This window comes from Hymenobacter armeniacus, from assembly GCF_014699055.1.
GTDB classification, from domain to species: Bacteria; Bacteroidota; Bacteroidia; order Cytophagales; family Hymenobacteraceae; genus Hymenobacter; species Hymenobacter armeniacus.
Genome location: NZ_JACXAC010000005.1, coordinates 589,241 through 606,316, shown reverse-complemented (window position 1 = coordinate 606,316; position 17,076 = coordinate 589,241). Strand labels below are relative to the sequence as shown.

Annotated in this window: 13 protein-coding genes and 1 tRNA gene; 12 read left to right on the top strand and 2 right to left on the bottom strand. The window is 62.6% G+C overall.

Annotation, left to right across the window (positions count from 1 at the left end; translation table 11 throughout):
- Positions 1 to 69 precede the first annotated feature (69 nt).
- From IC234_RS17285 to IC234_RS17265, 5 genes are all read left to right on the top strand, one after another.
- Entirely contained in the window at positions 70 to 708 is a 639-nt protein-coding gene (locus IC234_RS17285; protein ID WP_190927022.1) for a methyltransferase domain-containing protein, read from the top strand.
- A 164-nt stretch (positions 709 to 872) separates the two neighbouring features.
- A complete protein-coding gene (locus IC234_RS17280; protein ID WP_190927020.1) occupies positions 873 to 2,351 on the top strand; it encodes a M48 family metallopeptidase in 1,479 nt (492 codons plus the stop codon).
- Between the two features lie 35 nt (positions 2,352 to 2,386).
- Positions 2,387 to 3,973 (top strand): DUF6770 family protein, encoded by a 1,587-nt coding sequence (locus IC234_RS17275; RefSeq protein WP_190927018.1) that lies wholly within the window; start codon positions 2,387 to 2,389, stop codon positions 3,971 to 3,973.
- A gap of 99 nt (positions 3,974 to 4,072) precedes the next feature.
- Positions 4,073 to 5,527, top strand: a complete 1,455-nt coding sequence (locus IC234_RS17270) for a phytoene desaturase family protein (protein ID WP_190927016.1) — start codon at positions 4,073 to 4,075, stop codon at positions 5,525 to 5,527.
- Positions 5,524 to 6,342: a hypothetical protein gene (locus tag IC234_RS17265; RefSeq protein WP_190927013.1), complete on the top strand. Its 819-nt coding sequence runs from the start codon at positions 5,524 to 5,526 to the stop codon at positions 6,340 to 6,342. Before IC234_RS17270 ends, IC234_RS17265 begins: the two co-directional genes overlap by 4 nt.
- A 117-nt stretch (positions 6,343 to 6,459) precedes the next feature.
- On the opposite strand, the gene IC234_RS17260 is transcribed toward IC234_RS17265, so the two are convergent.
- Positions 6,460 to 6,532, bottom strand: a tRNA-Met gene (locus tag IC234_RS17260).
- A 121-nt stretch (positions 6,533 to 6,653) separates the two neighbouring features.
- A complete protein-coding gene (locus IC234_RS17255) occupies positions 6,654 to 6,848 on the bottom strand; it encodes a hypothetical protein (protein ID WP_190927011.1) in 195 nt (64 codons plus the stop codon).
- Positions 6,849 to 7,053: 205 nt separating this feature from the next.
- Here IC234_RS17255 and IC234_RS17250 point away from each other — a divergent pair, with 205 nt between their 5' ends.
- From IC234_RS17250 to IC234_RS17220, 7 genes are all read left to right on the top strand, one after another.
- A complete protein-coding gene (locus IC234_RS17250) occupies positions 7,054 to 8,310 on the top strand; it encodes a TCR/Tet family MFS transporter (RefSeq protein WP_190927009.1) in 1,257 nt (418 codons plus the stop codon).
- A 66-nt stretch (positions 8,311 to 8,376) separates the two neighbouring features.
- Positions 8,377 to 8,808 (top strand): hypothetical protein, encoded by a 432-nt coding sequence (locus tag IC234_RS17245; protein WP_190927007.1) that lies wholly within the window; start codon positions 8,377 to 8,379, stop codon positions 8,806 to 8,808.
- Positions 8,809 to 8,982: 174 nt separating this feature from the next.
- A complete protein-coding gene (locus IC234_RS17240; protein WP_190927005.1) occupies positions 8,983 to 9,351 on the top strand; it encodes a BlaI/MecI/CopY family transcriptional regulator in 369 nt (122 codons plus the stop codon).
- Positions 9,352 to 9,353: 2 nt separating this feature from the next.
- Positions 9,354 to 11,297: a M56 family metallopeptidase gene (locus tag IC234_RS17235; RefSeq protein WP_190927002.1), complete on the top strand. Its 1,944-nt coding sequence runs from the start codon at positions 9,354 to 9,356 to the stop codon at positions 11,295 to 11,297.
- A 20-nt stretch (positions 11,298 to 11,317) separates the two neighbouring features.
- Positions 11,318 to 12,877, top strand: coding sequence for a TlpA family protein disulfide reductase (locus IC234_RS17230; RefSeq protein ID WP_190926999.1), 1,560 nt, complete (start codon positions 11,318 to 11,320; stop codon positions 12,875 to 12,877).
- A gap of 208 nt (positions 12,878 to 13,085) precedes the next feature.
- Positions 13,086 to 15,176, top strand: coding sequence for a M13 family metallopeptidase (locus IC234_RS17225; RefSeq protein ID WP_190926996.1), 2,091 nt, complete (start codon positions 13,086 to 13,088; stop codon positions 15,174 to 15,176).
- A 144-nt stretch (positions 15,177 to 15,320) separates the two neighbouring features.
- Positions 15,321 to 17,009 carry a T9SS type A sorting domain-containing protein gene (locus tag IC234_RS17220; RefSeq protein WP_190926993.1) on the top strand — a complete coding sequence of 563 codons (1,689 nt, stop codon included), beginning with the start codon at positions 15,321 to 15,323 and terminating at the stop codon, positions 17,007 to 17,009.
- Positions 17,010 to 17,076 lie beyond the last annotated feature (67 nt).

Sequence of the window (17,076 nt, the reverse complement as noted above, 5' to 3'; positions counted from 1 at the left end):
GATACCCGAACTGCGTGGTTCTAATCGTTCAGCGACGAGACGCAATGTGTTGCGTCTCTACATCCCGCTATGAACCCCAACAACCCGCTCCCCGCCAACCTCTTCCGCCGCCAGGACGAAACGCCCGACGCGGAGTTCTACCATCACCCGCGCTTCGTGACGCACATCGACGACCGCGCCATTGCGGCCGTCACGCAGCTGTACCGTGAGTACTTCCCGCCCAATACGGACCTACTCGACCTGATGAGCAGCTGGGTGAGCCACCTGCCGGCCGAGGTGCCCTACCGCCGCGTGGTGGGCCTGGGCATGAACAAGGCCGAGCTGGCGGCCAACCCGCGCCTCGAAAGCTACGTGGTGCAGGACCTCAACCAGCAGCCCGCCCTACCCTTTGCCGATGCGGAATTCGACGGCGCCGCCATCTGCGTGTCCATCGACTACCTCACCCAGCCGGTGGCGGTGTTGCGCGAGCTGGCCCGGGTGCTGCGGCCCGAGGCGCCGCTGGTCATCACCTTCTCCAACCGCTGCTTTCCGAGCAAGGCCATTGCCGCCTGGCACGCCCTCGACGACCGGGGCCACTTGGCGCTGGTGCAGCAATATCTAATTGCGGCGGGCGGCTGGCACGCCATCGAGCTGTTCGACCGTAGCCCGCTGCCCCCCGGCCGCTCCGACCCGCTGTTTGCCGTGGTGGCCCGGAAAAAGGCTGCCTGATGGTGCTGCGGGGCTTGGGCCGCGGCAGATAAGGCGCTAGCAGCCAATACCAAAAAATTATGTTGCCGGTCAGGATAACCGGTTAGGATTATAGCAATTCGTCGTTCTACCTTTGGTTCGACGGATTGTCTGCCTTTCCAAAATCTTATTCCTCCGACGGCTTTATGCGTCTCTTGTTTTTGCTGGCCGCAGTGGGCAGCATGCTGGCTACCCCGGCGTTGGCGCAACAGGCGCCTTACCTCCCCTTCTACTCCCCCGACACCGTGCAGGTGCACCAATTGGCCGTGACGCACCGCACGGCCGTGCAGAAGTATTTGGTCACGCCCAAGTCGGTGAGCGGCGAGTACAAAGACCATTACAAGAAAATTGCGCAGGAGGCCTGCACCGACGTGTACAACACGGTGCGCTACTCGGCCCTGCTCGACCCCGTGCTGAACCCCTACGTGCAGCGGGTGTTTGCCCAAATCCAGAAGGCCAACCCGCAGCTGCCGCCCGTGCAGCTGGTGCTCAGCCGCAACCCCGAGCCCAACGCCCACGCCGTGGGCAACAGCACCGTGATGCTGAACGTGGGCCTGCTGGGCCGCCTCGAAAACGAAAGCCAGCTGGCCTACGTGCTGTGCCACGAGCTGGCCCACATTCAGGAGCAGCACATGGCCACGGGCCTGCGCGAGCAACTCACCAAAATCCACAGCAAGCAGGTGCGCAAGGAAGTGAAGCGCATCGTGGCCGACGAGTACAACATCAGTTCGAAGCTGAAGGCGCTGGCCCTTGGGCTGAAACTGAACAGCACGTACCACCACCGTAAGTATGAGAAGCAGGCCGACTCGCTGGGCTACGCCCTGCTCAAGCGCACGAGCTTCGACACGAAGCAGGCTTACCGCGTGCTGCAGCTCCTCGACCAGATAGACCAGCCCCTGACGCCGGAGCCGCTGGCGCTGGGGCAGTTTTTTGGCTGCGCCAATTTTCCCTATCCCCTGGCCGAAGCGCCGGCTAAGCCCAAGTCCATTTTCACGGTGGCCGCGCCGGTGAAAACGGTGATGGAAACCTCCGACACCCTGAAAACCCACCCCGACTGCGCCAAGCGCATGCGCTACCTCAGCGAGCTGGCCCAGGGCCAAATCACCGACGGGCCCTCGGCCATCTCGCCCGAGTTTGCCCGCGTGGTGGCCCAGAGCCGCCTGGAGGCCGTGCAAAGCTGGTTCGACTACGACTGCTACGACCATGCCTTATTCGAGGCCCTGCAGCTACTGCGCCAAGACCCGCAAAACGCCTACCTGCGCTCGGTGGTGACGCTGAGCCTGTACGAGCTGCGCGAGCACCTGCTGAAGCACGACTTCTACGAAGTGGTGGGCAACGTGTCGAAGCACCACCACGACAACTTCAACCAATTGCTAACCACGCTCTACGCCTGGAAAGCCGACGACTACAAGGGCCTGCTGGCCTGCTTTGCCCAAAACGGCAGCACCGCCCCCGCCCCGCCGGCCAACGAGTATGCCTTGGCCGCCAGCTACGCCGCCGCGGCCCTGAGCGGCGAGCCCACCGCCGCCACGCTCAAGCAGCAATACCTGGCGCACTACCAGGACGGCAAATTCAGCAAGCTACTGTTTCCCAAGCCTGTTTCTTCCAAAAAGTCCATTCGTTAACACTTCCGCTATTCACCACCCTTACCCCCATTTCCATGTTTGTTAAACGCACGCTGCTGGCGGCCTCATTGGCTGCGCTGGCAGCTCCGGCGGCTCTGCACGCCCAAACCCAAACCCTCGACGGCATCTCGCGCGTGTCGCGCACGGCCATCGAGCCGGTGTATGCCGGCAACGAGGTGAAAGGCTACGTGACCTACACCAAGGGCGACAAGGCCGACAAGAAAAACGACAATTTCCTGCTCGATTTCTACGACCAGGACCTCAACAAGGTGACCAACATCACCCTGCAAAAGCCCGCCGGCAAGTACTTCCTGCTGCGCAACGCCTTCAACGGCACGGCCTTCGCCATGTATTACTACAATGCCAAGGACAAAACCCTGGAGCTGGAAACCTACGACACCAGTCTCAAAAAGCTGGGCTTCAAGGCCATTGGCGAGCTGAACCGGGCCGATATGGCCGCCACCATGCAGTCGTTTGGGGCGCAGGGCAACGACGGCGACAGCGGCGGCGGGGGCATGTTCGGCTCGATGGGCCTGTTTCCGGTGCCCAACTACGGCTTCGTGCGCAACAGCTACGAGGGCACGATGAAGGGCTACAACCTGCAGATGTACGACGACAAGCTGACGCCGCGCTGGCGCATTGCCGCCGACCCCAAGGCCAAGTTCTACGAAACCATCAACCTGACCCAGGCCGTGGACAAGTACATCCTGGGCACGGCCCTGCGGCGCGACGGCGTGATGTCGAAGAAAATCAACCCCTACATGGTGGCCATTGAGGCCGCCACGGGCAAGAAAGTATTCGAAATGCCGGTGGAAACCAGCACCACCGAGCAGCTCTCGCTCAGCTCGTTCACCTTCGACCCGGTGAAGCGCGAGTTCATCGCCGTGGGCGAGTTCTACAAGCTGAACGACAAGCCCTTCGTGAACAAAAGCCAGGGCTTCTTCATCAAGCGCTTCAGCGAAGCCGGCAAGCAGGTGGCCGTGACCAACTACGGCTGGCACAACCAAGTGGCCGCCGCCATGCCCGCCGAAGCCCGCCAGAGCCTGGAAGACGGCTTCGTGAACTACACGCACTCCATCGTGCGCGGCTCCAACGGCATGACCTACATCGTGGCCGAGCAGTACAAAGTGGTGGGCGACGGCATGGGCATAGCCATGACCATGCTGGGCGGCAACGCCTCGGTGTCGAAGGGCAAAATCGCCAACATGCTGGTGTTTGCCCTCGACCCGGAGTACAAGCTGACCAACGTGAAATTCTTCCCCAAAGACCCTTCCGTGGCCTACGTGCCGCCGGGAGCGGGCCTCATGGGCACGGGCTTCCTGGGCATGTACTTCCGCCAATCGGGCCAGTTCGATTACCAGTTCACCCAGAAAAACGACGCCAACTCGCAGTTCAACGTGGTGTACATCAACTACGACAAGGAAAAGGGCGAGGCCACCAAGAAGGTCATCGGCAACGTGGCCTTCGGCGACAACGGCCAGTTCAAAGTCGACAAGATTGACGGCACCAGCAACGCCACCGCCTCGTACCTGTACCCGGCCAAGCCCGGCTACGTGATGCTGGTGGACTACCTCAAGAAGGAAAAGAAAATGGGCATGAAGCTCGTGAAACTGAACATCTAAGCAACTTTGGTTGCGGTTCAGCAGAAAAGGTCCGGCAGTTGCCGGGCCTTTTTCGTTTAATGGCCACGACAGCTCACTTCACCCCAACACCTCACTCCCTTGACCAAGCGCGATTTTGACGCCATTGTGGTCGGCTCGGGCCCCAACGGGCTGGCCGCCGCCATCACGCTGCAGCAGCAGGGGCTGTCGGTGCTGCTGCTCGAAGGCAAGGACACGGTGGGCGGCGGCCTGCGCACGGCTGAGCTGACGCTGCCCGGCTTCAAGCACGACATCTGCTCAGCGGTGCACCCGCTGGCGGCCGAGTCGCCGTTTTTTCGCACGCTGCCGCTGGCCGCCCACGGCCTGGAATTTATGTACCCACCGGTGGCCGCGGCCCATCCTTTTGCCAACGGCACGGCGGCCGCGCTGCACTCTTCATTGGTCGAAACCGCCGCCGACCTGGGCGCCGACGCCGACGCCTACCGCCAACTAGTAGCCCCCGTGGTGAACGACTGGCGGGCCCTGGCGCCGGCCATCCTGGGACCATTGCGCCTGCCAGCGCACCCGCTCGCCATGGCCCGCTTCGGCCTGAAAGGCTTGTTGCCGGCCCAGCTGCTGGCCAACCGCTACTTCACCACCCCCGAAGCCCGGGGCCTGTGGGCAGGCATGGCGGCGCACGCGCAGCTGCCGCTGAGCAGCGTGGCCACGTCGGCCATTGGGCTGGTGCTGCTGGCGCTGGGGCACGTGGGCGGCTGGCCGGTGCCTCGGGGCGGCTCGCAGCAAATTGCGGCGGCGCTCACGTCCTATTTCACGTCGCTGGGCGGCCAGGTCGAAACGGGGTTTTATGTCAAATCGCTGCGCCAGCTGCCGTCGGCGCACGCGGTGCTGCTCGACGTGACGCCCCGGCAACTGCTGGCCATTGCGGGGCAGCAGCTGTCGTCGCTCTACAAGTGGCAATTGGCGCGCTACCGCTACGGCATGGGCGTCTTTAAAATTGACTGGGCCCTGGCCGAGCCCATTCCCTTCACCGCCCCCGAGTGCCGCCGGGCGGGCACGGTGCACCTGGGCAACACGCTGGAGGAAATCACCCACGCCGAACAGCTCACCTGGGACGGCCACCACCCCGAGCGGCCCTTCGTGCTGCTGGCCCAGCAAAGCCTCTTCGACGCCACGCGGGCGCCGGCGCGCCAGCATACGGCCTGGGCCTATTGCCATGTGCCCCACGGCTCCACGCACGACATGACCCAGGCCATTGAGCAACAAGTGGAGCGTTTTGCGCCGGGCTTTCGGGAGCGTATTCTGGCCCGCCACACCATGAACCCCGCCCAGATGGAAGCCCACAATCCCAACTACGTGGGCGGCGACATCAACGGCGGCGTGCTCGACATCGGGCAGCTGTTTACGCGGCCGGTGCTGCGCCTGTCGCCCTACCAAACGTCGGCCAAGGGGCTCTACCTGTGCTCTTCGTCGACGCCGCCCGGCGGGGGCGTGCACGGCATGTGCGGCTACCACGCCGCGCGCCGCGCCCTGGCCGACGTGTTTAACGTACGCCTGCCCGGTATCTTGGCGGCATGAGACCCGCCTACATCCTCGCGCTGGGGGCCATCGCCCTGCTTTTTTACCTGGCCATTCCGTATGGCAGCCGCTTGTTCTTCCCGCGCATCGTCATCGGTTACGATACGGCGGTAAATGCGCGCGTGACGGGGCACATGCAGAGCCGTAGCTACCACAGCTTTTTCTTTAACGGACACACCAAAAACCAGTACGACGTAAGTGCCTTTGTGGCGGCCGAAGCAGCCAACGTGGGCCCGGCATCGGCTGATAGCCTGGAGTTAAGCGTATACCTGAAGCACGGCGACATCCTCCGCAAGGAGGCCCATTCCAGCGTGCTCACCGTGCAGCGCGGCAGCAAAGCAACGCAATGGGTGTGCCCACCCCAGGAGAAAGGCGCGGCCGAAGCGGTAGGGACAACGGCCACAAAACCGGTGACCGGGAGTACACCGGGGCCGGCCCCCGGCCAGCGGAGCGTGCCGCTGCAAAACGTTCAGCGCGAAGCCACCGCATTTGCCGCCACCCTGCCCGTGCTCGACGACACGGACGGGGCCATACAGCTCCGCGTTACATTAAACCCTCGGTCGCACCAGTTGCAACAGCTTCGCCTGACTTTTGCACCGCATCGTTCGGCCGTAGCTTATCGGCAGCTGGGCCAAGGCATTGGTAACTACCACGCCCAGTCGGGCCGCTACTATTTCAACGCTGGGTACCAGAAAACCACCCGATTGGGCGGAGGGCTCACTGAAAGCGGCGATTATCAAGAAATCAGCGGGTGGGTGCACCCTGATTCTTCCACGGCGGCAGCGGCGCCTCCAGTCGCGGTGCAGGACAAGTAAGGTCGTTGATTAACCATCTTTCCCTCAAACTTGGTGGATTTAAGTGAGGCCGTGTTCCCTTTGCGCCATGGGAAAAGAAAAAGGCCGTTTCCTTATTGGAAACGGCCTTTTCTTAGGTAGCGGGGACTGGACTCGAACCAGTGACCTTTGGGTTATGAGCCCAACGAGCTACCAACTGCTCCACCCCGCACTGTTTGGTTCTGCAAAAGTACGGGGATTTTCTGGGATGTCAATTATTTGGCTCATATTTCTTGCCCAGCGCTGATAACGCCTTAGCGGACAGGAAATAATTTTTTAGGTGCCTGCCTGCGCTAGGCGCGGTCGCCGGTGGTCTTCACCAGGTTGATGCCGGCAAAAAAGAAGATGAGGCCCACCACAAACGGGACGATGGAGTTCATCTTGCTCAGGCCAATGCCGCCCACGCCCAGGAAAGCGAGGGCGCCGATGATGATGCCGATGATGCCCAACACGGTGAGAATGCTGCCAAAAGTGCGTTTCTGATTCATGGCAAAAAAGGGGATGAAGTAAAATCGGAGGGAAACCCGGACGGGCCGGGACTTGCGCCTCATACGCCAACGGCCTGCAAATGGATAGCCGCCGCGCCGAAATTCCCCCGCGCCCATGCTACTTATGGACAGCCGCCAGCAGCGGAAGGGCTCCGAAATACCAGTTTAATCAGCCATCTTTGCTATCGTATTTAGCATTTGTGTTATGCCGTCTCAGCGCTCGCCTGCCCTTGGGTTCATTTTCGTTACGCTGCTGATTGACGTCAGCGGGCTCGGCATCATCATTCCGGTGGTGCCCACGCTCATTCGGCAGCTCACGGGCGAGGGGCTGAGCCAGGCGGCCGTGTACTCGGGCTGGCTCACGTTTGCCTACGCCGGGGCGCAGTTCTGCTTTGCACCGGTGATGGGCGGGCTCAGCGACAAGCTGGGGCGGCGGCCGGTGTTGCTGGCCGCGCTGCTCGGGCTGGGACTCGACTACATCTTTCTGAGCTTTGCCCCCACCCTGGCCTGGCTGTTTGTGGGTCGCGTGGTGGCGGGCATCACGGGGGCCAGCTTCACCACGGCCACGGCATACATTGCCGACATCAGCACGCCCGAAAACCGGGCCCAGAACTTTGGCATGGTGGGCGTGGCCTTTGGCCTGGGATTCATCATTGGGCCCACGGTGGGCGGGCTGCTGGCGGGCTTTGGCGCCCGCACGCCGTTTATGGTGGCCGCGGCGCTGAGCTTGTGCAACTTCCTGTACGGGCTGCTGGTGCTGCCCGAGTCGCTGGCGCCGGCCAAGCGCCGGGCCTTCGAGTGGGCCCGGGCCAACCCCGTGGCCTCGCTGCTGCGGCTGAAGCGCTACCCGGCGGTGCTGGCGCTGGTGGCCTCGCTGGTGCTGATTTACTTGGCGGGCTCGTCGGTGCAGTCGGTCTGGACGTTTTACACCGAGCTGAAATTTGGCTGGGGCGAAGGTATGGTGGGCATTTCGCTGGGCGTCATCGGGTTGTTTTCGGCCCTGGTGCAGGGCGGTCTGGTGCGCGTGGCCATTCCGAAGCTGGGCGCGGCGCGGGCCATTGTGGTGGGGCTGCTGTGCTACACGGTGGGCTTTGTGCTGTTTGCCTTTGCCTGGCGGGGCTGGCTGATGCTGGCGTTTCTGGCCCCCTACTGCCTGGGCGGCATTGCGGGGCCGGCGCTGCAAAGCACCATTTCGGGCCAAGTGCCGGCCAACGAGCAGGGCGAGCTGCAAGGCGCCCTCACCAGCCTGATGAGCGTGACCGGCGTAGTGGGCCCGCTGCTGATGACGGGCCTGTTCCGCTACTTCACCCGCGAAGGCGCGCCGGTGCATTTTCCGGGGGCGCCGTTTGTGCTGGGGGCGGTGATGGCGCTGGCCAGCGCGGGGCTGGCCCTGCGCTCGTTTCGGCGGCACCCGCCCGTGGAAGTGGCCGCGGCGCCCGCCGATGCCATGCCGGCTCACTAAGGCCCCGGGCAAGGCAACCCCCATGTGCCGCCGGCCGTGTACCTTGCGCAAGACCGATTTTTGCCCATGACTTCTGACCTTCCCGCGCCGCTCATTGAGTTCACCTACCGCGACGACCTCGACATACTGGTGGGCCGCTGGGGCTACCAGCCGGACCCGCGCGAGTTGCCGTCCGTGTACCAGCAAATGACCGACGCGGCCCTGGACAACAGGGCGCGCTTCTGGCTGCAAGACATTCGCCGCCGCACCCTCAACGACCCCTCCACGACCGAGTGGCTGCTGACCAAGTTTTTTCCGGACATGGCGCGGCGGCTCGACGGGCGGCTGTATGTGGCCTATCTGGTGGGGCCCGCGCTGCACAACGCCATTGTGAACCAGCCGGGCTACGTGTCGGCCGAAGCCTACGACGACAAGCCCTTCGCCATTTCGTTTTTTGGTGATGAAGGCGCGGCCATTCGGTGGCTGCAGATTCAGCAGACCGACAAAGTGGGTTCCTAAGTCGGCAAGCATCGCACTGTTCCTGCAATATTTTTCTTACCAAAAAAGGCTTTCCCAATCCGTGGGGAGGCCTTTTTTCATTTCATCACAACATATTTCCAGCCGGGCCGTTTGACAATTACGAAATTTTCGTAGATTTACGACATCATCGTAATTAACTAGTTCACCGGCTTTATGGAACGCCTCACCCAACCCGAAGAAGACGCCCTGCGCGTGCTGTGGCCGCTGCCCGCCGGCGGCTTTGTGAAAGACGTGCTCGACCAGCTGCCCGCGCCGCGCCCGCCCTACACCACGCTGGCCAGCACCCTGCGCAACCTGGAGCGCAAGGGCTACGTGCGCGCCGAAAAGCTGGGCAATTCCTACCGCTTTGTGCCCGTGGTGTCGGCCGACGACTACCAGCGCCGCTCCCTGGGCACGCTGGTGAAGCAGCACTTCCAGAACTCCTATAAGGAGTTGGTGTCGTTTTTCGCGCAAGACAACAAAATCAGCGCCGAAGAGCTGCAGGAGATTATCAAGCTCATCGAAAGCAAGAAGGAGGAGTAGCCATGCTGTCGCCCACGCTCCTGTATCTGCTGAAGGCCAACGGCGCGCTGCTGCTGTTCGCACTGGCCTACTTTGGGCTGTTGCGCCGGCTCACGTTTTTCCGCTTGAACCGGTTCTATCTACTTTTTGCGCTGCTGTTTTCGGCGGTGTATCCGCTACTGCCGGTGCCGGCGCTGCTGCCGCCGGAGCCGGCCGCGCCCGTGGCGGTGGTGCTGATGGATACGGCCACCGGCCCGGCGACCGAACCGACGGCCGCCCCTTCGGCGCCCATTGACTGGAATGCCGTGGCGTTGGCCGTGTACGGCGCGGGCGTGGCCCTGGGGCTGGGGCGGTTGCTGGTGCAGCTGCTGTCGCTGGCGCGGCTGCGGCGGCTTTCGCGGCCGGCGGTGGTGAGCGGCGTGGCCGTGCGGGTGCTGCCCGGCGACGTCAGCCCGTTCTCGTTTGGGTCAACCATTTACCTCAATCCAGCCCAACACCCCGCCCTGGAACTGACGGCCGTGCTGCGCCATGAGCAGGTGCACGTGCGCCACTGGCACACGCTCGATGTGCTGCTGGCCCACGTGGCCCAGGCGGCGGCTTGGTGCAACCCCGCGGCCTGGCTGCTGCGCCGCGCCCTGCTCGACAACCTGGAATACCTGGCCGACCACGCTGCCCTGCAGTCGGGCCTCGACCGGCGCGCCTACCAATACAGCTTGCTGCGCCTGAGCCAGGCACAGCCGGGCCCGGCCCTCGTTTCGCATTTCACATTTCCAACCCTCAAAAACCGTGTTGCTATGATGAACACACCGCTTTCTTCGACCGGGCAGCTGGCCCGCTATTTTGTGGCCGGGCCGTTGGTGCTGGCCGCCACGCTGGGCTTTTCGGGCGCGCGGGCGCAGGGCGCCGGGCCGGCGGTGCCGGCGGCAACCCAAGCAGCGTTGGCTCAACAAGACCAAGACGAGGAGCACGCCACCCACTACCTCGACGGAAAGGTAAGTTCCGTTGAAGAAGAAATTAAGCTCGGAGTTGAAAATGTAGCGTTTATGACTGCATTGGAAGGCGAAGAAGCCCGCAAAATCTCCGGGAACCCGCAAGACGAATACGTGCTGGTTGTTACCTCAAAACAGAATCAGAACCGCGCCGACGTGCGGGCATTCAACGAGAAAGTGGCGGCGGCGGAAGCACGGGAACGTGCCAGCAGGGCAGTTGCTTCGCCTAAGCCAGCCGTAAATCCGGCCGACCACCAGTTGCCCGAAGGCATCAAGGCCTACATTGCCAAAACCTACCCCGGCAGCACTGTTGGCGGTTATTTCATCAGCGAAAAGGCAGCCGAGAAGGCGCCGCATGTGCAGTACTACGCCAGCGTGACGACTCGCAACGGCGAGAAGCACAAGCTGTATTTCAACGCGCAGGAGCAATTAGTAGATGCCCCGGCCACAGTCCGCGCGGCGCGGTCGGCCGCTGGAGCGGCAGCCACTGCGCAAACCCTGGTTACCCCAGGCAAGAAGCTGGCCCCGCTGGTTTACTTAGATGGCCAGCGCTATACTGGTGACATCAAAGATATTGGCCCTGACAACATTGCCAATATCAGCGTATTTAAGGACAACGAGAAAGCCCGTCAAATTTTTGGGGATGAGGCCAACAATGGCGTGCTCATTGTGACCACCAAGGCCAAGGAGAACAGCGCAGAAGTGCTGGCTTTCAACAACAAATTCAACGATATAAGCCCCGCCGCAGCCGCACCGGCCCCGGCGGCCAGCGTGCCTTACCTGGCCGCCCCGGGGCTGGCCTACCTCACCCAGCACTACCCCTCGGCCCGCCTGTTGCGCGTATCGGAGGTAAAAGACCCCAACGGCGGCCCCTCGCGCTACCAGGCCGAAATTGTGATGGGCCGCCGGCCGGCCTACGTGCTGTTCGACGGTGCAGGTAAGTACCTCTCGGAATCCTACACCAGTTACCAAAAATAACGCTTCCCCTTCTTTCTGCAATGAAGTACCAAATTTGCCTGCTTGGGGCGGCGCTGGCCGTCGCCCCGGGCTGGCTGCGTGCCCAAAAAGCCGCTTCGACCGCCGCGTCGGTCGTCATCGAAGGCCGGTTTACCGGTGTGCCGGACTCGACTACGGCGGCTATTTTCGAGCCCCTGCCGGGCGTGCCGCTGAACTACTTTTTCACCGACGGGCCCAACGAGGCGGTGGTGCGCGGCGGGCGCATCCGCTACCAGTTGCGGCACGGGCAAACGGGCTTTGTGCGCTACAATGGCAAGTACGTGCCGCGCAACCTGTCATTTGTGGAGCCGGGGGCCCACGTCACCTTCAGCCTGACGCCCGGGGTGGGCAACGCGCCGCCGACGGTGGTGTACACGGGCGCCAACGCCGCCGGCAACAACCTGCTGGAGCAGGGCCAGTTGCTGAGTGGCGGCCTCGCCAGCGGCGAGCGCATCGGCACGGTGCTGGCCAGCGCGCCTACGGCCGCAGCCGTGCTGGCGGCCCTGGAAGCCGAAACGACCAAGCCCAAGGCCTTGCTCACGGCCGCGCTGAAGGCGCACAGTATCAGTCAGCGCTGCTACGAGGTGCTGACGGCCGAAGTGGAGCAACGCCTGCTCTACTGGTCGGGCAATGCGTTAGCCTTTCATTTTAAAGACTCCGCCAAGGCCAACCTGCATCTGCAAATGCCCGAGGCAGAAGCCCGCCAACTGACCCAGACCCTGTGCGCCCGCTACAACCCCGCCCTGCCCCGCTACCGCTACAGTTCGCTGGGCAATCTGGCCATAGTAGCGGGGCTGCGCGAGCAGGGCGTGCTGCCCGGCCCCTCGCCCACGGCCCGCACCTGGGCCGGTTACACCCCGCAGTTTGCGCAGGTGAACTCGGGCATGAGCCGCTACGACTACCTGCCCGCTGCTGCGCAGGGCCATGCCGTGGGCGACATGCTACTCACGGCGCTGGCCTTCAATGCCATGAGCCCGGCCGACTTTGCCAAAGTAGCGGCCGACTACCGGCGGCTGTTTCCGGCAAGTCCGTATAATCCCATCATTGCCAAGTCCTTGCCCAAGAACGGGCCTACGGCGGTAGTGGCGGGCCAGAACCTGACCTTTGGCACGCTGGCGCCCGGCGCGCGGGCGCTGGCCTTTGCCCCTGCGCCGGGCCTCGACACGGTGCGGACGCTGGCGGGGCTGGTGCGCCAGCAGTTTGCGGGCCGGCCGGTGTTTGTCGATTTCTGGGCGTCGTGGTGCGGGCCGTGCATTGCCGAGTTCCGGCACGAGCCCGGCCTGCACGAGTTTGCCAGCAAAAACGGCATTGAGGTGCTGTACATCTCCGTCGACAAGCCCGGCTTCCGGGAGAAGTGGGCGGCGCTGGCGGCTAAGAACAACCTGCGCGGTGCCCACTACCTGGCCTCGGAGGCCGTGCAGAAGTCGCTGGAGAAGGTAATTCCTTACCTGCCCACTTACATGATTTTCGATAAGAATGGAAGGCTGGTGGAAGCCAGCGCCTACCACCCCAGCGACGGCGAAAAGCTGTATCAGCAGCTGCGCGAGCGGCTGGGGCTGTAGCGAGTGGTGAGTGGTGAGCGGAAGAACGTCATGCAGAGCGCAGCGAAGCATCTTTACCGCAGCAAGTAATCTATTTTACTATTGCGGTAAAGATGCTTCGCTGCGCTCTGCATGAGGTGCTGGTTTCGGGCTGTGAGCCTCGTGCAATCCTGCGGAGCGGCTGGGGTCTTTGACGCTACATTGCTTCTGAAATCCTGATTCTCCACATATGAAAAACCTTGCTTCCCTCGGCGTGGCGGCGGCGCTGACCCTGGCCAACTGCGCCGGCACCAAGCCCGCCCCCGTGGCCAGCACCGCGCCAGCCGCCCCCGCTCCCACCGAGAGCTACCCCAAAGGCGTGGGCCTAGACATGGCCGACCTCGACCGCACGGTGAACCCCTGCGACGACTTCTTTCAGTTTTCGGGCGGCAACTGGCTGCGCAACAACCCCGTGCCGGGCTACGCCAGCAGTTGGGGACCGCGCAACCTGCTCGGCAACCGCACGCAGGACTTGCTGCGCAAGATTCTGGAAGACGCGGCGGCCAACCGCAACGCTCCGCCCGGCTCGAACCTGCAAAAAGTGGGCGACTTCTACGCCGCTGCCATGGACACGGCCGCCATCGACCGGGCCGGCCTGGCGCCGCTGAAGCCGGAACTGGACCGCGTGGCGGCCGTGCGCGACGCCGCTGCCCTCCGCGCCGAAATCATTCATTTGCAGGACCTGGACTTTGGCGTGCTGTTCCGCATCGGGGTGGACGTGGACGAGAAAAACACCTCGCAATACGTCGTGCAAATGAACCAGGGCGGCCTCACGCTGCCCAACCGGGAGTTTTACTTCAAGACCGACGCCCGGACCGAGAAGGTGAAAACAGCCTACCGCGCCTACCTGCAGGAGCTGTTCCGCCTGCAGGGGGCCGCGCCCGCGGTGGCCCAGCTCGACGCCGCCACCGTGGAGCGCATCGAAACGCGCCTGGCCAAGGCCTCGCGCACGCCCGTGGAGCTGCGCGACCCGCAAGCCAACTACAACCAAATGACCGTGGCGGCCGCCCAGAAGCGCTACCCGGCGCTCGACGTCAAGGGCCTGCTGGCGGGCCTGCAGCTGGGCAAAGCGCAGGAAATCATCATCGGCCAGCCGGCATTTTTTGACGAGGTGAACGCCGTGCTGAAGACCGAAAGCACTCCCGACCTCAAAACTTATCTGCGCTGGCACTTGCTGCGCGGCGCGGCCGCGGCCTTGCCTACGCCGTTTGCGGAGGCCTCTTTCCGCTACAACCAGGCCTTGACTGGCGCCAAGCAGCAGGCTTCCCGCTGGAAGCGCATGCAGGCCGTGACCGACCAGACGCTGGGCGAGGCCTTCGGGCAGCTCTACGTCGACCAGGCCTTCAGCCCTGAAGCCAAAGCCAAGGCCTTGGAAATGGTGAACAACATCAAGGCCAGCATGGCCGAGCACATCCAAACCAACACCTGGATGAGCGCCCCCACCAAGGCCGAAGCCCTGAAAAAGCTGAACGCCCTGCGCGTGAAAATCGGCTACCCCGACGTGTGGAAGGATTATTCGACCCTGAAAATCACCCGCGAGAGCTACCTGAAGAACGTGCTGGCCGCCCGCCAGTGGGAGAGCCGCCGCGAGGCCGCCCACTTGGGCCAGCCCATCGACCGCAACGAGTGGGGCATGACGCCGCCCACCATCAACGCCTACTACAACCCGCCGATGAACGAGATTGTGTTTCCGGCCGGCTACCTGCAACCGCCCTTCTTCGACCCCAAGGCCGACGACGCCATCAACTACGGCGCCATTGGCGGGGTGATGGGCCACGAAATGACCCACGGCTTCGACGACCAGGGCCGCCAGTATGACTCCGAAGGCAACCTGCGCGACTGGTGGACGCCGGCCGACGCGGCCGAGTTTACGAAGCGCGCCGCCGTGGTGGGCCGCCAGTACGACGCCTTCTCGCCGCTCGACTCCGTGCACGTGAACGGCCAGCTCACGATGGGCGAAAACCTGGCCGATTTCGCCGGCCTCACGGTGGTGTACGGCGCCCTGCAGAAGCAGCTGCAGCAGCGCTACGGCAACGGCCCGCGCCCGAAGTTTGACGGCTTCACGCCTGAGCAGCGCTATTTCCTGAGCTGGGCCCAGCTGCGCCGCCAGAACATTCGCCCCGAGGCCCTGCGCCAGCAAATTGCCACCGACCCGCACTCGCCCGGCCAATACCGCACCATCGGCCCACTGATGAACATGCCGCAGTTTCAGGCGGCGTTTGGCTGCAAAGAGGGGGATAAAATGATACGTCCGGCCGCCCAGCGGGCGGTGATTTGGTGAGGGCGGTAGCGCGGGCGTTGCAGAACGCATCCCTCGCCGCTTGATTCCATCATTCAGGAAGGCCCTGGTGCCTGCGCACCGGGGCTTCTTTGTGTGGATATATTTAAGCCGACATTCCACTCATAGCATTCATTTTCACTCAATATGAAGCTGATTTTCGCTTGGAAGCGTGCCGGGCTGGCGCTCTTGATTCTTCTGTGGCTGGTGGAGCCGGCAGTGCGGGCACAGGCCCCTGCCTGGCAGATGGCTATGGCAGTGGGACAAGGCGGCGAATGCTTTATTAGTGGAACAGCCGCCGATGCCAACGGCAATATTTACTTAGCCGGCCGCTTTCAGGGAACGGTTCGTTTTGGTCCCACTTCGCTCACAAGCGGAGGGATTAGTGCCCTATTTGTGGCCAAGTGGAATTCTTCAACAGCCGCTTTTGATTGGGCAAATCACGTTGTTGGCAGCGCTATTTCGGCGATAGCCGTCAGCGGAAATAATGTTTACCTGGCCGGTGATTTCAATGGCGCCGTCATCACATTTGGAGGCATCACGCTCACCAATACGACTGCTGGCACTTACGATGTTTTTTTGGCGAAGCTGGTGGATAGCGGCAATGCAGGCAATTTTATTTGGGCGCAGAGCGCCGGTGGAGGGGGCGATGACCGCGCGGGCGGCATCGCCGTAACCAGCGCTGGGGTATTCACAACCGGCAACTTTACGGGCGTAGCCAGCTTTGGCTCTCACAATCTTAGTAGCATTGGGGGCACTGATACCTTTGTAGCCAAAATCGTAGATGGTGGCAGTAGCAGCGTTTTCGCTTGGGCCCAACGGGCTGGCAGCGTAGGGGATGATTACAACGCCGGGGTAGCCGTCAATGGAACCAGTGTTTACCTGACGGGAGGCTTTGGCGGTACCGCTGCCGACTTCGGCAATACGACACTAGCTGCTTCTGGCGGTGCCGATGGCTTTGTGGCAAAACTTGTAGACCTTGGCAGCACAAGTGTTTTCGATTGGGCACAAAAAGTTGCTGGTTCCGGCAACGACTATCTCACTGGCATTGCCGTGAATGGAACATCCGTTTATGTAAGCGGCCTTTATCCCAATGCCATTATGCTCGGCGGGATTTCCTTGACCAATGCCAATGGCTCAAGTCAAAATGCTTTCGTGGGTAAGCTCACCGATACTGGCAATTTTGTATGGGGACAGCAGGTCAGCGGCTACACTCGGTTGGGCGGCTTAGCCGTGAGCGGCAACAACATTTTCCTGGCTGGCTTTTTCTTCAACACCACTGCCACTTTTGGCAGCATTATGCTTATAAATACGCTTAATCCCAGCATTACCTATGACGATGCCTTCGTCGCCAAATTAACGGACAATGGCAATACGGGCACATTTGCTTGGGCGCAACAAATCAGTGGCTCTCTCAGCGAGGAAATACGATGTTTGACAGTAGCGGGCAGAAATATATACGCGGCAGGCTTCTTTAATAGCATGCCCACCTACTTTGGTAGCTTATCACTTTCTCCAGCAAGCAACATTGCTGCCTTCCTCGCTTCCCTCACTGACCCCACCCTCACCGCCACGACCACAGCTCAAGGCTCCTTGAGTTTCTCCCTCTTTCCCAACCCGGCCCACACCAGCGCTACGGTGCAGCTGCCGGCAGGGCCCGGCGGCGCCACGGCCGCGCTCACCCTGCTCGACGCGCTGGGCCGCGCTGTGCGCACCCAACAAGCCGCCCTAGGCGCCCGCGCCGAGCTGGACCTGCGCGGCCTCGCGCCCGGCCTCTACGCCGTGCGCGTCAGCTCCGCCGGTGGCAGCGGCACCCAGTGCTTCGTGGTGGAGTAGGCTCTCGGATTGCCATCGATTGTTACGGTTTTGGAAGGGCTTCTGCTGCGGCGGAAGCCCTTTTTGC